This window comes from Rhodococcus sp. 06-1474-1B (genome assembly GCF_002258885.1).
Lineage (GTDB): Bacteria > Actinomycetota > Actinomycetes > Mycobacteriales > Mycobacteriaceae > Rhodococcoides > Rhodococcoides fascians.
The window spans coordinates 806,429-830,310 of record NZ_NOYR01000023.1 but is presented as its reverse complement, the minus strand read 5'-3'; the positions used below and the strand labels follow the sequence as shown (position 1 = coordinate 830,310).

Sequence of the window (23,882 nt, the reverse complement as noted above, 5' to 3'; positions counted from 1 at the left end):
ACGTCGAATATCGTTATCAAAGGTAAGTATATGCCCGTGGCCGAGTAGGTAATCGTGACGCTGCTCATAGTCCAGTTGGCCGGAAATGTCTGTGTTTCAACCTTTCTCGCGTACTGCTACGCCGGGCAACCGTCGCGTATCCGGGCGGCGTAGGTACTCGATGTGGACGACCGAACTCGACTTGTATGGTGAGTTGCACGTCACGTGCGACGCGGTTGCCGCTCCCTCGTAGAGCTCACGCCGTCGGCTCACGCGTCACCCCTCTCGATCGGAGCAGCGAAATGTCGGACGTTCTCTCACGCCGCGACCTGGATTTTCTGTTGTACGAATGGCTCGATGTGGTTGCGTTGACGGAGCGGCCACGTTTTGCGGAACACTCGCGCGAAACGTTCGATGCGGTACTGGACCTGAGCGCAGACATCGCCCACAAGCATTTCGCCCCGCACAACAAGAAGGCCGATGCACACGAGCCCACCATGAACAGGGACGGTTCGGTGGAGCTGATCCCCGAGGTCAAGGCCGCTCTCGACGTGTACCGCGCCGCGGGGTTGATCGCCGGGCAGTTCGACGAATCGATCGGCGGTATGCAGTTGCCCGCCACCGTCTCTCGTGCTGCGATGGCGTTCTTCCAGGCTGCAAATGCTGGAACGTCCTCGTATCCGTTCCTGACGATGGCCAACGCCAATCTGATCGCCACCTACGGCACTCCGGGGCAGGTGCGCGACTACGTGCGGCCCATGATCGACGGGCGTTGGTTCGGCACCATGTGCTTGTCCGAACCGCAGGCCGGGTCGTCGCTGGCGGACATCACCACGAAGGCTGTGCCGCAGGGCGACGGCAGCTACCGGCTCACCGGAACCAAGATGTGGATCTCCGGTGGAGATCACGAACTGACCGAGAACATCGTGCACCTGGTTCTGGCGAAGACGCCGGGTGGACCTCCCGGCGTCAAAGGGATCTCGCTGTTCATCGTTCCCAAGTTCCTGCCGAACGGTGAGGGCGGCATCGCCGAACGTAACGACATCGTGCTGACCGGGCTCAATCACAAGATGGGCAACCGCGGTACCACCAACACCCTGCTCGCGTTCGGCGACGGAACCCATTCTCCCGGTGGGAAAGCCGGGGCAGTCGGCTATCTCGTCGCGGAGGAGAACCGTGGTCTGTCGTACATGTTCCACATGATGAACGAGGCCCGGATCGGCGTCGGATTCCTGGCGATCGCACTCGGCTACGTCGGCTACCTGAAGTCCGTCGAGTACGCGAAGACGCGCACCCAGGGACGGCCACTGGGAGCCAAGGATCCGGCCGCGCCTCCGGTCGCATTGATCGAGCACGCCGACGTGCGCCGAATGTTGTTGGCGCAGAAGTCGTATGTCGAGGGGGCATTGGCCCTCGGGCTCTACTGCTCGCGTTTGGTGGACCACCAGGATTCGGCATCGGACGCCGCCGACGCAGCTCGATCGACACTGTTGCTCGACGTACTGACACCGATCGCCAAGAGTTGGCCCTCGCAGTGGTGTCTCGAGGCCAACAGTCTTGCCATTCAGGTGCACGGGGGTTACGGCTACACCCGCGACTACGACGTGGAACAGCACTACCGCGACAATCGGCTCAACCCCATTCACGAAGGTACACACGGCATTCAGGGCTTGGACCTACTCGGCCGCAAGGTCGTCATGCAGAACGGTGCCGGGTTGGCGCTGCTCGCCGAGCGAATCGCCGAGACCGTGACGCGAGCGTCGACTCACGGGGGAGCGGCCGAGCAGTACGGCACCGAGCTGCACGACAGGTTCTCGAGGATCGTCGAGGTCACCGCCGCAGTCTGGGGTACCGGTGACGCCGCCGTGGCGTTGGCGAATTCCACGGCCTACCTCGAGGCAATGGGCCATACGGTCATCGCGTGGATGTGGCTCGAGCAGTTGCTTGCCGTGGGAGACCGATTCGGAGACTTCTACGACGGAAAGCGCTCTGCTGCACGGTACTTCTTCGTCTACGAGCTACCGAAGGTCGATACGCAGCTCGATCTGCTGGCGCTTCTCGATCGCACGACCCTCGATATGTCACCCGCCTGGTTCTGAGCACGAGACACCCGATACAAGGAGATTTCAGAACATGTCGATCTTGGACAAATTCCGCCTCGACGGCCGCGTCGTCATCGTCACGGGCGCATCGTCCGGTTTGGGAGTGTCTTTCGCGAAAGCGGCGGCCGAGGCCGGTGCCGACGTGGTGCTGGCCGCCCGTCGCGTCGACAAGTTGGCACAGACTGCCGCACTGATCGACAGCGTCGGTGGGCGTTCGCTGAGCGTGGCAACCGATGTGGTCGATCCCGACCAGTGCACGGCCATGGTCGAGGCCGCCGTTGCCGAGTTCGGCAAGGTGGACGTGCTGATCAACAACGCCGGCATCGGCACGGCGTACCCCGCCACCCGCGAGACTCCCGAGCAGTTCCGCTCTGTCATCGACATCAACCTGAACGGCTGCTACTGGGCCGCTCAGGCGTGTGGACGGGTGATGCAGCCCGGGAGCTCGATCGTGAACATATCCAGCATTCTGGGGCTCACCACCGCCGGTCTGCCTCAGGCTGCCTACAGTGCCAGCAAGGCGGCCATCGTCGGTCTCACTCGTGACCTCGCGCAACAGTGGGGCGCTCGAAAAGGCATCCGCGTCAACGCTATTGCGCCTGGTTTCTTCGAGAGCGAGATGACCGATTCCTACCAGCCGGGATACCTCGAGGCATTGGCTCCCCGAATGATCCTCGGACGCAAGGGTGACCCCGAAGAATTGGCCGCCACCGCGGTCTGGCTCGCGTCCGACGCAGGGGGATACGTGACGGGCCAGACCATCGCAGTGGACGGCGGCGTGACCATCACCTGATGGTCGGGGTCATCATCACTCGATGGCGGTGACTGCGATGCCTTCGCGCACGAGCCTGCGACCGACCACGACAGCATCGTCGGTGTCGAGGCCGGGCAGAGAATCCAACCGGCACGGCGCTCCTTCGAGCAACAATTCGAGGGCATCGGCGCACTGAGGCGGCATCGACACGGTTTTGTCGCGCAGCACGACAGCCGCGGACTCGGGGGTTAGCACCACTCGCGCGATCACCCCGGCCCTGAGCCGAATCGAGTCCTGACCCCGCAGCGCGCCCATCTGGGCAACACTGCGAACGGGGCGCACCGGTTCGGGTCGAACCAGCTCGTCGTACCGACTCGCAACACGCTCGGTGATCCGATGCAGCGCCTCAGGATCGCGATCCAACTCGTCGAGAGCTCGGCGGATGTCGCCGAGCACGCGGCGTACGTGGGGGAGAACGGACTCGGAGTCGGTCGGGTCCCATCCGGCCGGCAACGGTGCGCGCAGTCCCTCGACGTCCTGAAGAGCACCGAGGGTGTGATGGGCGATGTCGTAATCGTTGAACGACGCGACGCCTATCGTCAGATGCACCGTCGTCTCGCCCAGGGCCTGCGCCGAATGGATCCAGCCGCGCGGGAGATACAGAACGTCACCGGGCTCGAGCACGATGTCCAACTCCGGGGAGTCGTCGGCGTGACGTTCCACTGCTGCTCGTCGGTCCGACCACGGCTGATTGTTCAGTGGATGGCGATGCACCGGCGAGTGAATCGTCCACCGCTTACTTCCGGCGATCTGCACGACGAACACGTCGTGAACATCGTAATGCGGCGAAAAGCCCTGGGACGCAGCCGGAGTGACGTAGGAATTGACCTGTACCGGGTGGCCGAGCTCGCGAACGAGCTCGCCGGTGAAAGCAATCAAGGGCGGCCACAGGCGATGCAGGCCCTGCAGCACCAGAGTGTTGCCGGCCGCGAAGGCCGACAGAACCGCCGCGGAATCGACCTGGTCGGTGATCTCGGCACCGAACCCTCCGGACCCGGTGAACTTGTTCTTCTCCAGCAGGCGGCCGTCCTTGGCCATCCGCACGAACGGGGTGCGTACGCCGCGCTCGGCGATCAACTCGTCGACCGCGTCGACCGTCATCAGATCCTCGAACGATCCGGACAGTTCGGCAGATCGGGTGAACTTGGGTGCTGTGCCCCAGTGACGCTCCGCGAAAGTGGCGGCGTCGATTCCGGTGAGACGACGAAGCGCGGACCGGTTGCCCGGTCCGCGCTCGTCGTTCGACTCGATGATCAAGCGGAACCGTCCGCACCGCCGTCGTGTCCGCCGGGGTTGGATCCGCCGTCGGCCGGGCCTTCTCCACCCGCTGGGCCGTCGGCTCCGCCGTCGTGTCCGTCAGGATTCGATCCGCCGTCAGCGGGTCCTTCGCCTGCTCCGGCCGGGCCGTCTGCTCCACCGTCGTGTCCGCCGGGATTGGATCCGCCGTCAGCGGGTCCTTCGCCTGCAGATCCGCCTGAGGTGGTGATGTCGTCGTCGTTGATGCTCATCGAGGTCCTTCCGTTGATGGAGGTTCGTGCTCTCGCGCAGCGCGGGAACATCGGGGGTATTGACGCAATCTCTGTGATTCAAACAGCGACGGCACCGGGAAATATCACTCCTGATCGTCGGCGATCTCCGGGGCGTTCTCCCGTGTCGCCATCCCACCGCCGCCTCCGCCGTCCACCGGTCCGGGGCGGCCGCCTTTGGGGGAATCCGCCGTGTCGTGTTCGGTCGAGGTGCCGCCGTCTGTCTTGTCCTTGTCGTCCTGTCCCATGGTTCGACACTAGACCGGCCGTCCGTCCGTGGGAGCATGGAACGATGGATCGATCCCCTGCGCAGCACGTGGTGCTGCTCGACGACGAAGGCCGCGCCGTCGGCACCCAGGACAAGACCACGGTGCACACCGAACAGACCCCGCTGCACCTGGCGTTCTCCAGCTACGTGGTGCGTGAGGACGGTGCCGTGTTGCTCACGCGACGGGCGTCGAGCAAGACGACATGGCCCGGCGTGTTGACGAACAGTTGTTGTGGGCATCCAGCACCCGGCGAGGACCTGGAGTCGGCAGTGCTCCGGCGCATCGGCGAGGAGCTGGGTCTGCAGGCCCGGTCCGCGGAACTGGTGCTGCCGCATTTTCGGTACCGCGCTGTGATGGACAACGGGATAGTCGAGAACGAGATCTGCCCCGTCTACCGAGTGACGGTCGGCGACGACGCAACACTCGACCCGGATCCTGACGAGGTCGACGAAACGCGATGGGTGTCCTGGTCCGAATTCTCGGCCGACGTGCTCGCAGACCGAATCGATGTATCGCCCTGGTGTCGAACACAAGTGGAGCAACTCGCCGGGTTGGCCGAGCACGCACTGGCCTGGCCCGCGTCCGCCGACGAACTCCTTCCTCCGGCAGCGCGTCTCGCGGATTCCGCATGACGGCAACCGAATCGGTGGGTACTCGTGGCGTGTAGCGACGAATCGAGCGACTGCCTCGGCCGCGACTCGATGGAGCGTGCACTCGGCCACTTCGAGTCTCGGACAGCCGATGCCGAGGGTCTGCGCCACGCAGCTGTTGCTCTGGCGGTCGGCGGGGAGAGAGGAGACCGTCGCTTGCTGTTGACCAGACGGCCGAGCCGATTGCGCGCTCACCCGGGTCAGTACGCGCTACCTGGTGGCGGAGTCGATCCGGGCGAAACCCCTGCACAGGCCTGCCTGCGTGAACTCCAGGAAGAGTTGGGCATTCGTACCGACCCGGGGGAGGTACTCGGGCGCCTCGACGATTACGTCACCCGTTCGGGTTACGTCATCACACCGTTCGTCGTGTGGGTGGGCGAGTACTCGTCGTCGCTGCAGCCCAGTGCCGACGAGGTGGCCGAAGTGTTCGAGGTGACCGAGGCCGAACTCGATGTCGATGCGGAATTCGTCACGATCCCCGAGTCGCCCCGACCCGTGATTCGGTGGCCGTTCCGAACCGGTGCCATCCATGCTCCCACGGGTGCGATCGTGCACCAGTTTCGTGAAGTGGTCCTTCGCGGTCGACACACCCGGGTCGCGGACTTCGAGCAGCCGGTGTTCGCGTGGCGCTAACGTGGCCTCGAACCGCCGGTGCGCTCGCGCCGGCTGCCACGACGCCCGAGGCGACAGGAGGTGAGCGGTGACGGACAAGAGCGAACTCGAGGTAACGGATCGGATCGCAACTGTTCCCAACCTGCTCAGTGCCGTGCGACTCGCCGGCGTTCCGCTGTTCTTGTTTCTTCTGCTCGGCCCCCAGGCAGACGGCTGGGCGCTGGTCATTCTGCTCGTCAGCGGCGGCACCGACTGGCTCGACGGAAAACTCGCGCGTTTGCTCGGGCAGTCGTCGCGGCTGGGGGCCATTCTCGACCCGCTCGTCGATCGCTTGTACGTCGTCAGCACGCTGCTCGCATTCGTGGTGCGCGGCATCATCCCGTGGTGGGTCGCTGCCATCCTGATCGGGCGAGACGCGGTTCTCGGCCTGACCATGTTCGTCTACCGACGTCGCTCCCTCCCGCCTCCGGACGTGATCTATCTCGGGAAGGCCGCCACATTCGTGGTCATGATCGCGCTGCCGGTGCTGTTGGTCTCCGTGGGTACCGGTTCCGTGGCCGACGCCGCTGCGCCCCTCGGCTACGCGCTCCTGATCTGGGGGACGGTGCTGTACACGTGGACCGGTGGGTTGTACCTCGGCAAGGCAGTGGCCGTCGTGCGAGCGATCGCGCCCACCTCCGCACCGGGCAGGTGACGGTGCAGCCACCAGCACGACCGAAGAGGAACCCGACTCCGTCACTGCTCACATCGCTGTTGACGGATCACCTCGATCCGGGTTACACAGCCGCTGCCGTCGAACGGTCGGCGCACCACGTGCGTAGCCCGAGAGTGCCGCCTGTCCTCTGGCTGATCACCGGTGCCGTCGCTGTCGGAGTGGTCTTCGGGGGCGCGATGTCGCAGCTGGCCTCGGACGCGGCGGAGATCGACCGGGCCAGCGCCGACGCCTCTGCTGCAGTGCGGGCTGCCCAGGAGCGTGAAGCCGAACTGGACGTCACGAGGGACGAACTCGCAGCGCAGGTATCGACCGAGCGTGATCGCGCGCTCCAGTCCGATGCTGCCGGGAGCGAGCTCCTGGACCGTCTCGATGCGGTCGAGTCGGCCGCCGGTATCGACTCGGTGACCGGTCCCGGCTTGTCGGTCGTGGTGACAGAACCTGCCGCAGGCGGTGCATCCGACAGATCGGTCCGTACCGGTTCCGGCGCAACCGTTCTCGACCGCGACATCGCTGCCGTCGTCAACTCCTTGTGGGCCAGCGGTGCCGAAGCGGTGTCCGTCGACGGCAATCGAGTCGGGCCGAACGTGACGATCAGACAGGCAGGCGGCGCGATGCTGCTCGACAATCGCCCGATCACCTCGCCCTACGACATCGATGCGATCGGTCCACCGCAGCGCATTCAGGTGCAGTTCGCCGTCAGCGATGCGTACCTGCGCATGAGCACGGTCGCTCAGCTCTACGGTGTCGGTTTCTCGGTACGGCCTGCCACGGATCTCGAGTTCGGGCCGGCCGTCGCCAGGGAGTCGTTCGAGGCGAAGGAGGTGGCCCCACGATGACGGCGAGTGACGTCCCGGACGTCGAGCCATCCGACTCCGGCAGCCCCGGTCCCGAGGTGCCCGGCGGCACCGAGCCCGCCGCGGCCGGCCGCGCCGGATTCGCGCTCGCAGCATTGGTCGCGCTCGTCGTCGGAGTCGTGATCGGTCTCGTCGCCGGGCCTCGAGTTCCAGCAGTCGTCGCCCCATACCTGCCGATCGCCGTCGTGGCCGCTATCGATGCAGTGTTCGGCGGCGTGCGCGCCTTTCTCGACGGCATTTTCGACGCCAAGGTGTTCGTCGTGTCCTTCGTCTTCAACGTCCTCGTCGCGGCGCTCATCGTGTGGCTCGGCGATCAGCTCGGAGTCGGAACGCAACTGTCCACCGCCATCGTCGTCGTGCTCGGAATACGTATCTTCGGCAACGCCGCTGCGTTGCGCCGACGGCTTTTCGGTGCCTGACCGATGAACGCAGGCCCCGGACGGCACGGTCGGCGCACCCGACGTGGACAGCGCACGTGGTTCGGCATTCTCGCTCTCGTGTTGATGTGTGCCCTCGGAATCGGAATCGCGACACAGGTGCGCGAAACGAGCACGTCGGGCAATCTGGAGAATTCGCGGCCCGAGGACCTGTTGGTGGTGTTGGACTCCCTGACGCGACGCGAGGCGTCGATCCGCGACGAGATCAGCGCGCTTCAGGGCACGCTCGCCACCCTCCGGCAGTCCGGTTCAGGGTCGGACGCCGCGGTGGCGGAAGCCCAGGAACGACTGTCCGCGTTGTCCATTCAGATCGGCACCGTGGCGGCCCGAGGACCCGGCGTCACGTTGACGATCGACGACACCGACGCCGGCGTCGGAGCAGAGGTTCTGCTCGACGCGTTGCAGGAGCTGCGGGCCGCCGGTGCCGAGGCGTTGCAGATCGACGGTGGTGGGGTCGCGGTCCGCATCGGTGTGGATTCGTGGATGGCCGGACCGGCCGGCCGAGTCGTGGTGGACGGCCGAGAACTACGCGCTCCCTACACCTTCACTGCCATCGGAGATCCGGCGACTCTGGAAGCTGCACTGAACATTCCGGGAGGGGTGATCGACACGGTCGCCCGCAACGGGGCGAGCTCGCGAGTCGAGCGATCGGACCAGGTCACGGTCTCCGCCTTGCGAGATCCGCGCCCACGTCAATACGCTCAGCCCGGAAACTGATCGCCCGCTCGCCCCGGGCCACGATGGAAGGGAATGCCGCGTTGAGCGACATCGACACACCAGCTGATCTGCTTTACACCCCCGAGCACGAGTGGGTGCAGCGGACGGGGCCCGCGACGGTTCGAATCGGTATCACCGACTACGCCCAGACGCAGTTGGGCGACGTCGTGTTCGTTCAGCTTCCGGCAATCGGTGACAGCGTCACCGCGGGCGAGTCTCTCGGTGAAGTGGAATCGACCAAGAGCGTGTCCGACGTGTTCAGTCCGCTCACGGCCAAAGTCGTTGCCGTGAACGAAGATCTGGATTCCGAACCCGAGAAGGTGAACTCCGGACCGTACACCGGCGGGTGGCTGATCGAGCTCGAGGTCGCATCCTCGCAGGCATTGGACGCGGCGCTGGCACCGATGCTCGATGCCGCCGGATATGCTCTCATCACAGCTGAGTGACGAAGGGCCGTACACACCGGCCAACCGACCACAGGTCCTCGGCGCGCAGGGTACGGTCGACACCGAGCGAACAGCCTGTCGGGGCGAAGGTCGCGCATGGTGAGTGGTCTGCCACGCACCGAGGAACCGAAACGCACCACCGAACGCCAGCAGAACCAGAAGTGAAGACCATGTACTGCGTTACCCGAGGTGATCGTTGCCCGGGTCAACGGACTGAGAAGGAGTAACGGTGAGCCAGAACGACAACGACAGCAACTACGGGGAGTCGCCGGCCGAGACCACCTCGGTCTTCCGCGCCGATTTCCTCCAGGAGCTGGACAACTCCGCTACCGCCCAGAGCACCGAAGCTCCGGTATCGGGTGTCGAGGGCTTGCCTGTCGGAGCTGCCCTGCTCGTCGTCAAGCGTGGTCCCAACGCCGGATCCCGATTCCTGCTCGACCAGCCGACCACGTCGGCCGGTCGTCACCCCGACAGCGACATCTTCCTCGACGACGTCACCGTGAGCCGTCGACATGCAGAGTTCCGCCAGGACGAGGACGACTTCCAGGTCGTCGACGTGGGCAGCCTCAACGGCACCTACGTCAACCGCGAGCCGGTCGACTCCGCCGTGCTCGCCAACGGTGACGAGGTGCAGATCGGCAAGTTCCGTCTGGTCTTCCTCACCGGGCCGCGTGGCGGCAATGGATCTGCGGTCGGCGAGTCGTCTGCGGGTGCAGGAAGCCAGTGACCGCCGTCGGGCAGCAGTCCAGCGGGGGGATGTCGATTGGCTCCGTCCTCGATCGACTCCGGCCCGACTTTCCCGACGTGACCATCTCGAAGATCAGATTCCTCGAAGCCGAGGGTCTGATCTCTCCGGAGCGCACTCCGTCGGGCTATCGGCGTTTCTCGATCGCGGACTGCGAACGGCTGCGGTTCGTGCTCACCGCTCAGCGTGATCAGTACCTGCCGCTGAAGGTGATCAAGGAACAACTCGAAGCGATCGACCACGGCGTTGCAACCGTCGAGAGAGCAGACGCCTCGGTCAAGCGCCCACGGTCGTTGACGATCGCGGCCGGTGAAGTCTCGCCGGAGGAGTTCCTGCCCGATCGCGAGGTCCGCATCAGCAAGGCAGATCTACTGGCTCAGGCCGGCATCGACGACGCCTTCCTGACCGAGTTGCTACGCAGCGGCCTGATCACGCCCGGGCAGGCCGGGTTCTACGACGACGGTGCCGTCACGCTCGCTCGTACCGCGCACGCGATGTTGCAGTTCGGGCTCGAGGTTCGTCACCTCCGTGCGTTCAAGCTCGCGGCGGACCGCGAAGCGGGTCTCGTCGCTCAGATCGCCGGGCCGGTCGCCAAGGGGCGCGATGCCGGTGCACGTGATCGTGCCGAAGAGATGATCCGGGAATTGGCAGCTCTGTCGTTGACCTTGCATACGTGTCTGGTCAAAGCAGCGGTGCGTGGTGCGCTCGACCGGTGAGGTTCGCTCGCGCCGGTTCGGATTCCAATAGACTCGGTTCTGGTGAGCTGGACCAGCGACGACCAGCGAAGATTTCTCGAGGTGTGAGGTGGACACGATGAGTGAAATGCGTGTGGTCGGTATTCGTGTCGAACAGCCGCAGAACCAGCCCGTGTTGCTGCTGCGTGAATCCGACGGAGATAGGTACCTCCCGATTTGGATCGGCCAAACCGAAGCTGCCGCAATAGCTTTGGAGCAGCAAGGTGTGCAGCCGGCTCGGCCGCTGACGCACGATCTGGTGAAGAACCTGATCTCTGCGTTGGGGCACGAGCTCAAGGAGGTGCGCATCGTGGACCTCCAGGAAGGCACCTTCTACGCCGATCTCGTATTCGACAAGGACATCCGCGTGTCGGCGAGGCCGTCGGATTCGGTTGCCATCGCGCTCCGTGCCGGAGTTCCGATCTATGCGGAGGAGCCTGTACTCGCCGAGGCCGGCCTGCTGATGCCGGACGAGCGTGAGGACGAGGTGGAGAAGTTCAAGGAATTCCTCGAATCGGTGTCGCCGGACGACTTCAAGGCCACCGACGGGTAACGGAATAGTCTCAACCTCAACTTTAGGTTCAGGTTTACGGCGCGTTGCGTTGAATCTGGTCGATTGCCCCCATAACGTTCGTGCCAGTGAAGTTCATCGCCGCCGCAGTTCGGACCGACGCAGTTCACGCCTCTTCGGTTGCCGCCGAGGCGTAGTCTGGCCCTGGTACACGGTATGACTTCACGCGAGTACACCGAGGCGTTCAGGCGCGCCTCGGACGGATCCCAGTACTGACTGGATTCGAACGCAGTGAGACATCCGAGAGGGAGCAGTCAGTGGGAGATCAGCCGCAGCAGCATCACGGCAGTCGAGAATCCGACGCCGCAAGCCGGACAGAGGACGCGTCCGCAGCCGATGCTCGGGTCGAGACCCCCGACGAGGCGTCGAATCGCCCTGTCGCACAGCCGCAGGACATTCAACCCGGCCTGTTCCCCGACGATTCGGTCCCCGACGAACTCGTCGGATACCGCGTACCCAGCGCGTGCCAGATTGCCGGCATCACCTATCGGCAACTCGACTACTGGGCTCGTACGGGCCTGGTCGTACCGTCCATCCGAGGCGCAGCAGGTTCGGGCAGCCAACGGCTGTACTCGTTCAAGGACATGCTGGTCCTCAAGATCGTCAAGCGCCTACTCGACACCGGAATTTCGTTGCAGAACATCCGCGTCGCCGTGGATCACCTGCGCCAGCGTGGCGTCGGCGACCTCGCCAACATCACCCTGTTCTCCGACGGCACAACCGTCTACGAGTGCACGTCGGCCGAGGAAGTAGTCGACCTGCTGCAGGGCGGGCAGGGCGTCTTCGGTATCGCCGTCAACGGCGCGATGCGCGAGCTCACCGGCACCATCGCCGACTTCCCGGCCGAGCGAGCAGACGGCGGAGAGAGCCAGCCGAGCCCCGAAGACGAACTGGCGTCCCGCCGCAAGAATCGCGCGAGTCGTAAGACCGGCTAGACTTCTCACCGTCGCGCCTGCGCGGGAGAGTTCCGAGGCATCCAGTCTCGGACGCCGAAGGAGCAATACCTCCCCGTCAATCTCTCAGGCACACGGACCGTGTGGGCTTCGACAACTCTGGAAAGTGGTGGGAGCACCCACCCGCCCAAGGGGAAAGGTGCCGGTGCGCGCACGTCAGCGCGCCGTGTTCTACCGAATCTCTCAGGCGCACGCGTCAGCGAGCACACGACAGAGGGGGAGGAGCGGTCGGCGCGTATGCCCCGGCCGTCCGACGCCTTGTCTTGGGACCCCTGGGAGTAGACCGTGACCGACCGAATGACTTCGACCGCATCGGCTTTCGTCGACAGACACATCGGCCCCGACACCACCGAACTGGCCCGCATTCTCGATGCAATCGGTGTCGACAGCCTCGACGAGCTGGCCCGCAAGGCTGTTCCCGAGTCCATTCTCGATACCGTCGTCGACGGGGTTCCCGATGGCCTGGCGACATTGCCGCCTGCTCTGAGCGAGCACGATGCGCTGGCCGCGCTGGCCGATCTCGCCGGCCGCAACACGGTGGCCACCTCGATGATCGGCCTGGGCTACTACGACACCCTGACGCCTCCGGTGCTCACGCGCGGCATCCTGGAGAATCCGGCCTGGTACACCGCCTACACCCCTTATCAGCCCGAGATCAGTCAAGGCCGACTCGAGGCACTGCTCAATTTTCAGACGATGGTGTCGGATCTGACCGGTATGGATGTCGCGAATGCCTCCATGCTCGACGAGTCCACTGCCGCAGCCGAATCCATGACGCTCATGCGTCGCGCCAACCGAGGCTCGAAGTCACCCCGCCTCGTCGTCGATTCGGATATTTTCCCGCAGACCAAAGCCGTCCTCGCTACGCGCGCCGAACCGCTCGGGATCGAGCTGGTGTACGCCGACCTCGCCGACGGCCTGCCCGAAGGCGACTTCTTCGGAGTGCTGGCGCAGCTGCCGGGAGCGTCAGGCCGTCTGGTGGACCACACCGCCACGATCGAGGCTGCACACGAGCGCGGTGCGCTGGTTGCAGTCGGGGTCGATCTGCTGGCCGCCACCCTGGTGACCGCGCCCGGCGAAATCGGTGCCGACGTCTGCTTCGGAACCACCCAGCGCTTCGGGGTTCCGATGGGGTACGGCGGTCCGCATGCCGGTTATCTCGCAGTGCGCTCCGGGCACTCGCGCCAGCTGCCCGGGCGGTTGGTCGGAGTGTCCGTCGATGCAGACGGACATCGGGCCTACCGCTTGGCCCTGCAGACGCGCGAGCAGCACATTCGCCGTGAGAAGGCGACCTCCAACATCTGCACCGCCCAGGTGCTGTTGGCCATCGTGGCCGCGATGTACGCCAGCTACCACGGCGCGGATGGGCTGCGCGCGATCGCACTTCGCGTCAACACCCGTGCTCGAACCGTCGCAGCAGGGTTGCAGGCTGCGGGCATCGACGTGGTGCATGCCGAGTTCTTCGATACCGTGCTCGCCGCGGTCCCCGGCGCGGCCCACACCGTCGTCGATGCCGCCAAACAACGCGGTATCAACCTCCGACCGGTCGACGACGATCACGTCGCGATCGCCTGTGACGAGGCAACCACGGAGGCTCACATCGTCGATGTGCTCGCTGCATTCGGTGCCGAGCCCGCCGGACCGGGAGCCGAGTCCGTCCCGGCCGATTGGGCCCGTACGTCCGAGTACCTGACGCATCCCGCCTTCACGCGCTACCGCACCGAGACAGCCATGCTGCGCTACCTTCGGGCGCTGTCGGACAAGGACATCGCCCTCGACCGCAGCATGATCCCGCTGGGATCGTGCACGATGAAGTTGAACGCGACCGCTGAAATGGAGTCGATCACCTGGCCTCAGTTCGCGCGCCAACACCCGTTCGCGCCGTCGACCGACGTCCCCGGACTACTCCGGGTGATCGCCGACCTCGAACAGTGGCTCGTCGACATCACCGGCTACGACGCGGTCAGCCTGCAGCCGAATGCGGGAAGCCAGGGCGAGTACGCGGGACTACTTGCGATCCGCCGATACCACCAGGCCAACGGCGACACCGGTCGCACGGTCTGCTTGATCCCGTCGAGCGCACACGGCACCAACGCCGCCTCCGCGGTGATGGTCGGGATGCGCGTCGTCGTGGTGGCGTGCCGACCGAACGGAGACGTCGACGTCGACGACTTGCGAGCCAAGATCGCCGAGCACGCCGACACCCTCGCCGCCATCATGATCACCTACCCCTCCACCCACGGTGTGTACGAGCACGAGATATCCGATATCTGTGCAGCGGTGCATGACGCGGGTGGACAGGTGTACGTCGACGGTGCCAACCTCAACGCTCTGGTCGGGTTGGCTCGGCCGGGTCGTTTCGGCGGAGACGTCAGTCACCTGAACCTGCACAAGACCTTCTGCATCCCGCACGGCGGTGGCGGTCCCGGAGTCGGACCCATCGGCGTCCGTTCGCATCTGCAGCCGTACCTGCCCGGCCACCCGCTGGCACCGCAACTGGGCGACGGTCCGACCGTTGCGGGCGCGCCGTACGGAAGCGCATCGATCCTGACGATCACGTGGGCATACATCGCGATGATGGGTGCGCAGGGACTGCGCCGGGCGACCTTGACCGCCATCGCGTCGGCCAACTACATCGCGCGCCGCCTCGACGAGTACTTCCCCGTGCTCTACACCGGCGACAACGGCATGGTGGCGCACGAGTGCATCCTCGATCTGCGAGGTCTGACCAAGGACACCGGCGTCACCGTCGACGACGTGGCGAAGAGACTGGCGGACTACGGCTTCCACGCGCCGACGATGAGCTTCCCGGTGCCGGGGACCCTGATGGTCGAGCCGACCGAGAGCGAGAATCTGGAGGAGATCGACGCATTCTGCGACGCGATGATCTCCATCCGCAGGGAAATCGACCGCGTCGGCTCCGGCGAGTGGACCGTAGAGGACAACCCGTTGCGCGGCGCTCCGCACACGGCGCAATGCCTCGTCGCAGACTGGGACCACCCGTACTCGCGGGAACTCGCGGCGTACCCCGCAGGCTACGACCGACCGAAGGTGTGGCCCGCGGTCCGGCGGATCGACGGCGCGCACGGCGACCGCAACCTGGTGTGTTCCTGCCCGCCGATCGAGGCGTTCGCCTGACCTGCTGTTCGCCCGATGGACGAGCGGATGGTCAGCCCCGCGTGAGTTCGAGCATCGCGATCTCGGGCGGGGCTGCTACGCGTACCGGCGGACCCCACGCGCCTGCACCGCGGGTGGTGTAGAGCGTGGTGTCACCGATCGTGTCCAGCCCCTCGACACTGGGCTGCTGGAGCGGCACCAGATAGCGGATCGGCCAGATCTGCCCGCCGTGAGTGTGTCCGGACACCTGCATGTCCACGCCCAGCTCGGAGGCCTCCACAGCCTGCTTGGGCTGATGAGCCATCAACAGCACGAAGCGATCCGGGTCGATGCCGTCGAGCGCAGCGCCGAGATTCGGTTCGTACGGTTCCGGGGCAGTGGCGTCGTTGATGCCGGCGATATCGATGGCAGCGCCATCACGGGCGATCGTCGTGCGCTCGTTGCGCAACACGTCGATGTCGAGGGTCGACCAGAAGTCGAGCCACTCTCCGCCGTCGCCCGCGTAGAACTCGTGGTTGCCGCTGACAGCGAAGACCCCGAGAGGGGCTTCGAGGTCGCGCAGCGGCTCGAGGTCTTCTCCGACCAACTCCACTGTCCCGTCGATGAGATCGCCGTCGAGCAGCACGACATCAGGCTGCTGCGCGTTGACCGAATCCACGACCGTGCGCACGAAGCCCGCACCGCGAGACGGTCCGGCGTGAATATCGGATACCAATGCCACTCGCAGACCGTCGAATTCGGCCGGCAACCGGTCGAGCGCAACCTGGGTGCGTGTGACACGAGGCGAGGCGGCTTCGACGAGGCCGTACCCCACTGCGACGACGCTGACGAGAGCCACGACGACGGAGCCGACCCGCGATATGCGCAGCCGAACAGCAGTCGAATCACGATGCGACAGTGCGAACATCACCCGCACGACGGTGCAGATAAGAGCAACGAGGACCGTGCCGAGGAACAGATACAACACCACCGCCAACCAGGTCAGGCCGAGGAAAGCCGGGCCACGGGCCCAGGACGGATCGAACTCGACGCCGCTGCCGAAGCCGACCACCGCGCACAACCACAGAAGTATCAGCAACAGATCTGCAGGGCGTCCGACACGTGCCGGTGCCCTCGTTACGGAGAGAAACCGCCAGTGCAGGAAGAGCGTGACGAGGAGTAGGAAGACGCCGACAAAAAGTACACGAGACATGTTCTAGTACAGCAACTTTCCGAGTCGATCGAGGAGGTCTGGGGAATCCGATGTCGGGACCGTGTCCACGGTGCCGCCGGTGCGAGCTGCGATGTCGGTGAACACGGGGGCAGGGCTGCCGTCGCCGATGCGCACGACGTTCACCGCGACCGGCCGCGCCGGATCGGACGCCGATGTCAGTTCGGTGAGTAGCTCGTCCGCCGACAAGGGTGAGTCGTCCGGGCCGTCCGTGATCAGCACGACCGAATTGACGCGGCCGGGGACGTAACCGGCCACGGCGTCGAGATACGCGACGAGGACGGACGCGTAGGTGTACGAGCCGGTTGCCGGCGTCAACGCCTCAGCGGTCGCATCGAGGGCGGAGCGCCTCGGAGTGGTCCCGACGGGAACTGTCATCGGTCCGGTCGGGACATCCACCCGGAAGGGCAGCGAGTTGTTCAGGTCTTCGCTGAAACTCCACAGACCGAGTTCGGTGGCGTCGGGGACTCGTCGGAACTGCTCGCTCAGTGCGCGAACAGTGTTCTGCAGCCGCGTCGCACCGCCTTCGGTGGTGCGCATCGACTCGGACACGTCGAGTAGAACAGTGGCACGGCGGGGCAGAACCGGATTGCGAAGCACAGCGAGCAGAGCGTCGGCAACCGGCCCCGATGGTGGGGCGACGATGCCCGCGTCCTGGGGCTCGTCCACGCTGAACCCCGCGTCCAGGAGTGTCTGCGTACCGTCGGGCTGACGAACGAAATCCACGAATGCCGCGGCTGCTCGGGTGGAGGTCTCGTCACCGGAGAGCACGACCGCCGGATGATCGGCGACAGGCGTTGCACCCTGTGGGCGAACGGCGGTCAGCGTCGAGGAATCGGTCGACGCGAGTTGCTGTTCGGTGACCGGGACCGCGTGGACGGCGGCGTCGGGGCCTGCAGCATTCTCGAGCGCCGCGAGGGCGTCGTACGTGGTGGAGGCCGAGGTTGCGGCAGCGCCGGTATCGGTCACCGCCAACTCCGACATCGCCGACACCAGTGGCGTCGAGGAGGCCTCATCGACGGTGAGTGCGGTGGTCGGGTCACCGCGTACGCCTGCCGCGATGGCCGTGACCGCAAGAGTGCTCGCGCCGGTGTCGGAGCCGGACGGCACGGCGAGTCGAAGCCCACCCCACTCGGGGAGTCCGAGAGCCTGCGGGTTGCGTTGCAGTCGTATCAGATCTGCCCAGCTAGAGCCTGCAGCGACGACGGCGTCGGCCACCGCGCTCGGTGCAGCGAGGACGATCGGACTCGATGCGACAGGCCGCGGCGTACCGTCGATGGCTCCACGGTCGACGACGGCCTCGACGTCTGCCGAGGACTGGGGTATCCACAGACCCGGACGAGCGCCGAGCGCACCGACATCCCAGTTGTCGGCGCCGGAGTTCAGTGCCGCCCGCACCGCATCGGACGCGATGGCTCGAACCTCTACTGTCACACAGTGATCGCGAATTACCGGGGCCGTCGCGTCGAATCGTGTTGCCAGCTGTTCGATCGCGGCGGAGATGTCCGGGTCGGCCGCCACGGTGAGGACGGCCGGTCCCTCCACGCAGGTGTCGGCTGCCTCGATCCCCTGATCCGAAATTCGATCACGCAGCGCAAACCATCCGAACACGGCTGCCACCAGGACCGCGATCGTCAGTACGACGATCACGGGCCCGGCGGCTATGGAACGTCCGCGCCCTGAGTTCCGGTGTTCACCCACGTGGTCGACAAGTCCGTCAGGCGTTGACGGCCTTGTACTCCCGTCGGCGACGATGCAGGATCGGCTCGGTGTACCCGTTGGGCTGGCTCGTGCCCTGGAAGATCAGATCACTCGCAGCCTGGAAGGCGATGTTGGTGTCGAAATCGGGTGCCAACGGCTTGTACGTCGGATCGGACGCGTTCTGCCGGTCGACCACCGGTGCCATTCGCTTCAGCGATTCGCGCACCTGCTCCTCGGTGACGATGCCGTGCCGCAACCAGTTCGCGATGAATTGGCTCGAAATGCGCAGCGTCGCACGGTCTTCCATCAGTGCGATGTCGTTGATGTCGGGCACCTTGGAGCATCCGACGCCGTGGTCGATCCAGCGCACGACGTATCCGAGGATGGACTGCGAATTGTTGTCGAGTTCGTTCTGCTTCTCCTCGTCGGTCCAGTCGGTGGACGGCGCGAGAGGGATCTCGAGGATCTCGTCGACGGTGGCGCGCTTGGCTTTCGCGATCTCGTGTTGACGGGCGAACACGTCGACCTTGTGATAGTGCAAGGCGTGCAGGGTCGCTGCGGTGGGGGAGGGAACCCACGCAGTGTTCGCGCCGGCCTTGGGGTGGCCGATCTTCTGCTCGAGCATGTCGTGCATCAGATCGGGCATGGCCCACATGCCCTTGCCGATCTGCGCCTTGCCCTGCAGGCCGGCCGCCAGGCCGGTGTCGACATTGAAGTCCTCGTAGGCGGCAATCCACTTCTCGCCCTTCATCGCTCCCTTACGAACGACGGGCCCTGCCTCCATCGAGGTGTGAATCTCGTCGCCGGTGCGGTCGAGGAAGCCGGTGTTGATGAACACGACCCGCTCGGACGAGGCCTGGATGCAGGCCTTGAGGTTGACCGTCGTGCGGCGCTCCTCGTCCATGATGCCGACCTTGAGCGTGTTGGTGGGCAGGCCGAGGACCTGCTCGACGCGGCCGAACAATTCGGCGGTGAAGGCGACCTCGTCCGGTCCGTGCATCTTCGGCTTGACGATGTACAGCGAGCCCGTACGCGAGTTCGAGAGCACGTTGTCCGGGGTCAACGAATGCAGACCGGCAAGCGAGGTGAACAGCGCATCGAGAATGCCCTCGGGAACCTCGTTGCCCTCGGCGTCGAGGATCGCGTCGGAGGTCATCAGGTGGCCGACGTTGCGGACGAACAGCAGCGAACGGCCGTGCAGCGTCAGCTCGGAACCGTCGACCGAGGTGTAGGTGCGGTCCCTGTTCATCGCGCGAGTGAACGTCTTGCCGCCCTTGGAGACCTCCTCGGTGAGATCGCCCTTCATCAGACCGAGCCAGTTGCGGTAGCCCAGAACCTTGTCGTCGGCATCGACTGCGGCGACCGAATCCTCGAAGTCCATGATCGTGGTGACAGCCGACTCGAGGAGCACGTCCTTGACGCCCGCTCCGTCGGTCTTGCCGATCGGGCTCTCGGGGTCGATCTGGATCTCGAAGTGCAAACCGTTGTGCACGAACAAGATTGCCGTCGGCGCATCGGGTGTGCCCTGGTAGCCCAACAGCTGGGACGGATCCTTCAGGCCGACGGTGCTGCCGTCGGCCAACGTCACCGTCAGCGACGCGGCGTCGACGACGTATCCGGTGGTCCCGACGTGCGAGCCGGAGCTCAGCGGCAATGCCTCGTCCAGGAAGTCACGCGCGAACGCGATGACATTGTCTCCGCGGACCTTGTTGTAGCTCGTGCCCTTCTCGGCTCCGTCGGTCTCGGGGATGGCGTCCGTTCCGTAGAGGGCGTCGTAGAGCGAGCCCCATCGTGCGTTGGAGGCATTGATCGCAAAGCGTGCATTGAGCACGGGAACCACGAGCTGCGGCCCGGCCGTGGTGGTGATCTCGGTGTCCACGCCGGACGTGGTGATCTGGAAGTCGGCAGGCTCGTCGAGCAGGTAGCCGATCCCTTTCAGGAAGGCCTTGTACGCTGCGCGGTCGTAATCGGCACCGGCATGCTCGCCGTGCCACGCGTCGACCTTGCCCTGAATCTCGTCGCGGACGGCCAGCAACGCTTTGTTCTTGGGAGCGAGATCGGCGATCACCGACGCGGCACCGGCCCAGAAGGCCTCCGAATCTACGTCGGTACCCGGCAGCGCCTCCTTCTCGACGAAATCGAATAGGACCTTGGCGACCTGAAGTCCACCAGCCTGCACACGATCGGTCATGAATTCCTCACTCTTTCCGGTCACGGACACCGGTGACGGTGTCCCCACGACAACGCTGTCGATGTTACTCGGCGGTAGGTCCGACGCCGAACCCGCCGCCGGTGAGCAGATTTCGACACCGATCCATCAGTGCCGAGCGTAGGGGAGCTGCCTTTTCCGACAGCTCTCCCTGCGCGCGAACGTACTCTGCCCGTCCAGCCGCAGTTTCAATTCGGATGGGATCGAGATGGTACTCGCTCAGGTCGTACGGACTTGCGCGCATATCGATCGTTCGAGCCTCCAACGCCAACTCGAAGCAGTCGGTCACGAACTCCGAGTCGATCAACGGACCCAATTTGTAGCACCACTTGTACAGATCCATCGACGCGTGGATGCAACCGGGCTGCTCGGACCCCAGGCGCGACTCGGGGGACAACGCGAGGGCGTTACGCGGTACCGCGTCCTCGGTGAAGAAGCGGTAGGCGTCGTAATGAGTGCACCGCAACGTCATCGAGTCGACCACGGCGTCGGTTCCCTCATGACCGAGTCGCAATGGGACTTGGCTGTGCCGGACTGCCGCGTCGCCGCCGCGGTAGACCATCGCCCATTCGTGCAGACCGAAGCAGCCGAGCATGGGCGGTCGCTCCCGCGTCGCCGACAGCAGACCCAGAACGAACTCGATGCTGGGCCGGCGTCGCTCGAGCAGATCCGACCGCACCCGGAATCCTGGACCGTCCGCAGTCTCGACCTGCTCGTACGAGGCGAACTCGGCGAAGTCACGCGCCCGATCGCCCGTCAGAACCGTGCCGTGGCCGGGATTCCATCGGCGCAACTGACCCGGGCGATGGCTGTAGTAGGTGAACAAGAAATCCACCACCGGATGCACATTGCCGTGTCCGCGATCGACCAGATAGCTGCCGACGAGACTCTCCACCCGAGCCGAGTGCGCGTCTCGCCGGGCAGTCCACTCCGCCTCGGTCAGCGTTGCCGATTCGCCCATTCAGACGTTCCGCGGGGTACCGGTAGGTGCGGACTGACCCGGTCGGGGACCGGCGACACGGTGAGTCCCGTCTCGAACCGTGCCCACGAACTCCTCCACCAGATCCTCCAGCGCGACGATGCCGACCGTGGCACCGGTCGCATCGTGCACGGCACCGAGGTGGCTGCTGGCGCGCCGCAGCTTCGTCAGCGCGTCGTCGAGCACGGTGTCTATGGACACCACGGGCAGGGCCCTGACATCGCTGCGGGGAATGACGGTCTCCGGGCCGGCGGAGTCGTCGGCCATGTCGTCGAGCACGTCCTTCAGGTGCAGATAGCCCACCAGGGAACCGCTCGCATCACGCACCGGGTACCGAGAGAACCCGGTTTCGATGACTGCGCGTTCCACCGAACCGAGGGTCGGACCGAGAGTGTGGTCCGGCCCGGACAGCTCGATACTCCGAACCTGATGCGAGGGAATCAGAACCTCGGCCACGGTTCGGCCCGAGGTCTCGAGAGCCTGGCGCAATCTGCGGTGTTCCTCGGCGTCGATCAGTCCCTCCGAGCGCGATTCGCCGATCATCTGCGACAGCTCCACCGCCGAGACGGACGAACTCAGTTCGTCCTTGGGCTCGATGCGAAGCATGCGCAGCGTCAGGTTGGCGCACAGGTTGTAGAACGAGATCAGGGGCAACGCCACCTTGATGAACATCAGGTGGATGGGCACGAGCACCATGGCGGTGCTCTCCGGGCCGGCGATGGCGATGTTCTTCGGGACCATCTCGCCGACGAGAATGTGCAGAACCACGACGAGCGTCAGCGCGATGGCGAAGGCGATCGGGTGCAGGAACGAGCCGGGGATGCCGACCAGCTCCAGGGGCACCTCGATCAAGTGCGCGACCGCGGGCTCCGCGACGCGGCCGAGCAGAATCGAGCAGATCGTGATGCCGAGTTGTGCCGCGGCGAGCATCTGCGACAGATTTTGACCGGCCTCGATGACGCTCTGCGCGCGCTTCTTGCCCTGCGCCAGCAATGCTTCGAGACGATCACGGCGAGCTGAGATCAGTGCGAACTCGGCACCGACGAAGAAGGCGTTTCCGGCCAGCAGCAGAACTGCCAGACCTACCCCGAGAAAGTCACCCATCGACCTCACCGTCCGATCGCAGACGCGCCACTGCTTCGGCGTCGACCGGCAGGATCAGCACACGATCGATACGGCGGCCGTCCATGCGGATCACGCGCGCCATCCACCCGCCGTCGCCGTCGGGGACGTCCTCCGTCGCCGGGGACGGTAGAAGCACCGCGTCTCCCTCTGATGGAATCCGGCCGAGTTGCATCAATACCAGGCCCCCGATGGTTTCGTATTCGCCTTCCGGGGCCGAATAGCCCGTCGCCGACGCAACCTCGTCGATGCGAAGCAGCCCCGCGCAGTCCCAGCCGTCGCCCGAACGAGCGACGTCCAGTTCCGGCTCGTCGTGTTCGTCGCGCACGTCGCCGACGATCTCCTCGATCAGATCTTCCATCGTCACCATGCCTGCGGTGCCGCCGTACTCGTCCACCACGAGGGCCACCTGCATTCCGTCGGCTCGCACGCGTTCCATCACAGCGTCGCCGTCCAGGCTCGACGGAACGACCGGAACGTCGCGCGCCAGGGACTCGACAGTGGTGGACCGGCGGTCCGCTCCGGCCACCGTGAACGCATGCTTGATGTGTACGACACCGACGGTGTCGTCCAGGTCGCCGTCGACCACCGGGAACCGAGAGAAGCCCGTTCGCGCAGCGGTTTCGATCAGGTCGGCGACGGTCGCGTCGGTGGCGAGAGTCTCGATCTTGACCCGCGGAGTCATCAGTTCCTCGGCGGTGCGGTCGCCGAACTGCAACGACCGGTCGACCAGACGTGCGGTGTTCTCGTCGATCGAGCCCTGCTGGGCCGACGTCCGGACCAGTGAACCGAGCTCCTGCGGTGATCTCGCCGAACGCAGTTCCTCGGCCGGTTCGATGCCGAGCCGTCGCACGAGCCAGTTGGCCGAGCCGTTGAGTCCGTTGATCGCCCATTTGAAGATCAGGGAGAACCCGGCCATCGCTCCGGCTGTGACCCGCGCGGTCGACATCGGTTTCGCGATGGCGATGTTCTTGGGGACCAGTTCACCGAAGATCATCGAGAACGACGTGGCCAAGATCAGAGCCACCGCGAGGGAGATTCCCGACGCGAGAGAGTCCGAGGCACCGAGCGCGGTGGTCACCGGCCGAATGAATCCTGCCAGCACCGGCTCCGCGAGATAACCGGTGATGAGGGTGGTGATCGTGATGCCCAGCTGCGCGCCCGACAACTGAAAAGACAGCGTCTTGTGAGCATGCAGAACTTGGCGCGAGCGTAGGTCGCCGTTCTCGGCCTGAGACTCGACCGCACTGCGTTCGAGAGCAGTGAGGGAGAACTCTGCCGCGACGAAGAGGGCAGTACCTGCCGTCAGCGCCACGAAGCCGATCAGGCTGACGATGGTGACGAGAGTGGCCACAGGTCAACGCCGCCGAAGTTGAGAGAGCAGTACCGCTCCGCTCGTCTGCGGAAACCTGTCGAAATC

At 65.3% G+C, this 23,882-nt stretch carries 23 protein-coding genes and 1 riboswitch; of the genes, 14 read left to right on the top strand and 9 right to left on the bottom strand.

Going from position 1 to position 23,882, the window contains the following annotated elements; translation table 11 throughout:
- Window positions 1-281 precede the first annotated feature (281 nt).
- Both CH266_RS13940 and CH266_RS13935 read left to right on the top strand, forming a co-directional pair.
- Window positions 282-2,078, top strand: coding sequence for an acyl-CoA dehydrogenase (locus CH266_RS13940; RefSeq protein ID WP_094715448.1), 1,797 nt, complete (start codon window positions 282-284; stop codon window positions 2,076-2,078).
- 34 nt (window positions 2,079-2,112) lie between these two features.
- Window positions 2,113-2,874, top strand: a complete 762-nt coding sequence (locus CH266_RS13935; protein ID WP_094715447.1) for an SDR family NAD(P)-dependent oxidoreductase — start codon at window positions 2,113-2,115, stop codon at window positions 2,872-2,874.
- Between the two features lie 15 nt (window positions 2,875-2,889).
- Here the strand turns inward: CH266_RS13935 and CH266_RS13930 are convergent, their stop codons facing one another.
- The 3 genes from CH266_RS13930 to CH266_RS25395 form a co-directional block, all read right to left on the bottom strand.
- On the bottom strand, window positions 2,890-4,152 hold the full coding sequence (locus CH266_RS13930) for a cupin domain-containing protein (RefSeq protein WP_094715446.1): 1,263 nt from the start codon (window positions 4,150-4,152) through the stop codon (window positions 2,890-2,892).
- Entirely contained in the window at window positions 4,149-4,403 is a 255-nt protein-coding gene (locus tag CH266_RS13925) for a hypothetical protein (RefSeq protein WP_027497175.1), read from the bottom strand. Before CH266_RS13925 ends, CH266_RS13930 begins: the two co-directional genes overlap by 4 nt.
- 104 nt (window positions 4,404-4,507) lie before the next feature.
- The gene (locus CH266_RS25395; RefSeq protein WP_167328012.1) at window positions 4,508-4,669 is read right to left on the bottom strand and encodes a hypothetical protein; all 162 of its coding nucleotides are present in this window, start codon (window positions 4,667-4,669) and stop codon (window positions 4,508-4,510) included.
- Between the two features lie 44 nt (window positions 4,670-4,713).
- On the opposite strand from CH266_RS25395, the gene idi reads away from it, so the two are divergent.
- From idi to gcvP, 12 genes are all read left to right on the top strand, one after another.
- On the top strand, window positions 4,714-5,322 hold the full coding sequence (gene idi / locus CH266_RS13920) for an isopentenyl-diphosphate Delta-isomerase (RefSeq protein ID WP_032366164.1): 609 nt from the start codon (window positions 4,714-4,716) through the stop codon (window positions 5,320-5,322).
- 69 nt (window positions 5,323-5,391) lie between these two features.
- Entirely contained in the window at window positions 5,392-5,973 is a 582-nt protein-coding gene (locus CH266_RS13915) for an NUDIX hydrolase (protein WP_094643265.1), read from the top strand.
- Window positions 5,974-6,040: 67 nt separating this feature from the next.
- A complete protein-coding gene (locus tag CH266_RS13910) occupies window positions 6,041-6,646 on the top strand; it encodes a CDP-alcohol phosphatidyltransferase family protein (protein WP_094715445.1) in 606 nt (201 codons plus the stop codon).
- Window positions 6,647-6,705: 59 nt separating this feature from the next.
- Window positions 6,706-7,503, top strand: coding sequence for a DUF881 domain-containing protein (locus tag CH266_RS13905; protein ID WP_255175905.1), 798 nt, complete (start codon window positions 6,706-6,708; stop codon window positions 7,501-7,503).
- A gap of 113 nt (window positions 7,504-7,616) precedes the next feature.
- Window positions 7,617-7,940 carry a DUF1290 domain-containing protein gene (locus CH266_RS13900; protein ID WP_205912519.1) on the top strand — a complete coding sequence of 108 codons (324 nt, stop codon included), beginning with the start codon at window positions 7,617-7,619 and terminating at the stop codon, window positions 7,938-7,940.
- A gap of 3 nt (window positions 7,941-7,943) precedes the next feature.
- Window positions 7,944-8,675 (top strand): DUF881 domain-containing protein, encoded by a 732-nt coding sequence (locus CH266_RS13895; RefSeq protein WP_027497170.1) that lies wholly within the window; start codon window positions 7,944-7,946, stop codon window positions 8,673-8,675.
- Between the two features lie 41 nt (window positions 8,676-8,716).
- The gene (gene gcvH / locus CH266_RS13890) at window positions 8,717-9,121 is read left to right on the top strand and encodes a glycine cleavage system protein GcvH (protein WP_094715542.1); all 405 of its coding nucleotides are present in this window, start codon (window positions 8,717-8,719) and stop codon (window positions 9,119-9,121) included.
- A 229-nt stretch (window positions 9,122-9,350) separates the two neighbouring features.
- On the top strand, window positions 9,351-9,848 hold the full coding sequence (gene garA / locus CH266_RS13885; RefSeq protein ID WP_027497168.1) for a glycogen accumulation regulator GarA: 498 nt from the start codon (window positions 9,351-9,353) through the stop codon (window positions 9,846-9,848).
- A complete protein-coding gene (ftsR, locus tag CH266_RS13880) occupies window positions 9,845-10,582 on the top strand; it encodes a transcriptional regulator FtsR (protein ID WP_027497167.1) in 738 nt (245 codons plus the stop codon). Before garA ends, ftsR begins: the two co-directional genes overlap by 4 nt.
- A gap of 97 nt (window positions 10,583-10,679) precedes the next feature.
- Window positions 10,680-11,153 carry a bifunctional nuclease family protein gene (locus tag CH266_RS13875; RefSeq protein ID WP_027497166.1) on the top strand — a complete coding sequence of 158 codons (474 nt, stop codon included), beginning with the start codon at window positions 10,680-10,682 and terminating at the stop codon, window positions 11,151-11,153.
- A 413-nt stretch (window positions 11,154-11,566) separates the two neighbouring features.
- Complete coding sequence (locus CH266_RS13870; RefSeq protein WP_157226114.1) at window positions 11,567-12,106, top strand: MerR family transcriptional regulator; 540 nt, start codon at window positions 11,567-11,569, stop codon at window positions 12,104-12,106.
- Between the two features lie 12 nt (window positions 12,107-12,118).
- Window positions 12,119-12,216: riboswitch (glycine riboswitch) on the top strand.
- 205 nt (window positions 12,217-12,421) lie between these two features.
- Window positions 12,422-15,262 carry an aminomethyl-transferring glycine dehydrogenase gene (gene gcvP, locus CH266_RS13865; protein WP_094715541.1) on the top strand — a complete coding sequence of 947 codons (2,841 nt, stop codon included), beginning with the start codon at window positions 12,422-12,424 and terminating at the stop codon, window positions 15,260-15,262.
- Window positions 15,263-15,293: 31 nt separating this feature from the next.
- On the opposite strand, the gene CH266_RS13860 is transcribed toward gcvP, so the two are convergent.
- From CH266_RS13860 to CH266_RS13835, 6 genes are all read right to left on the bottom strand, one after another.
- The gene (locus CH266_RS13860; RefSeq protein ID WP_094715444.1) at window positions 15,294-16,433 is read right to left on the bottom strand and encodes a metallophosphoesterase; all 1,140 of its coding nucleotides are present in this window, start codon (window positions 16,431-16,433) and stop codon (window positions 15,294-15,296) included.
- A 3-nt stretch (window positions 16,434-16,436) separates the two neighbouring features.
- Window positions 16,437-18,101 (bottom strand): VWA domain-containing protein, encoded by a 1,665-nt coding sequence (locus CH266_RS13855; RefSeq protein ID WP_255175904.1) that lies wholly within the window; start codon window positions 18,099-18,101, stop codon window positions 16,437-16,439.
- 67 nt (window positions 18,102-18,168) lie between these two features.
- Complete coding sequence (locus tag CH266_RS13850) at window positions 18,169-20,343, bottom strand: malate synthase G (RefSeq protein ID WP_094715539.1); 2,175 nt, start codon at window positions 20,341-20,343, stop codon at window positions 18,169-18,171.
- A gap of 64 nt (window positions 20,344-20,407) precedes the next feature.
- The gene (locus tag CH266_RS13845; RefSeq protein WP_032370577.1) at window positions 20,408-21,322 is read right to left on the bottom strand and encodes a hypothetical protein; all 915 of its coding nucleotides are present in this window, start codon (window positions 21,320-21,322) and stop codon (window positions 20,408-20,410) included.
- Window positions 21,323-22,444 carry a hemolysin family protein gene (locus CH266_RS13840; RefSeq protein WP_032370576.1) on the bottom strand — a complete coding sequence of 374 codons (1,122 nt, stop codon included), beginning with the start codon at window positions 22,442-22,444 and terminating at the stop codon, window positions 21,323-21,325.
- The gene (locus tag CH266_RS13835) at window positions 22,437-23,816 is read right to left on the bottom strand and encodes a hemolysin family protein (protein WP_027497158.1); all 1,380 of its coding nucleotides are present in this window, start codon (window positions 23,814-23,816) and stop codon (window positions 22,437-22,439) included. Before CH266_RS13835 ends, CH266_RS13840 begins: the two co-directional genes overlap by 8 nt.
- Window positions 23,817-23,882 lie beyond the last annotated feature (66 nt).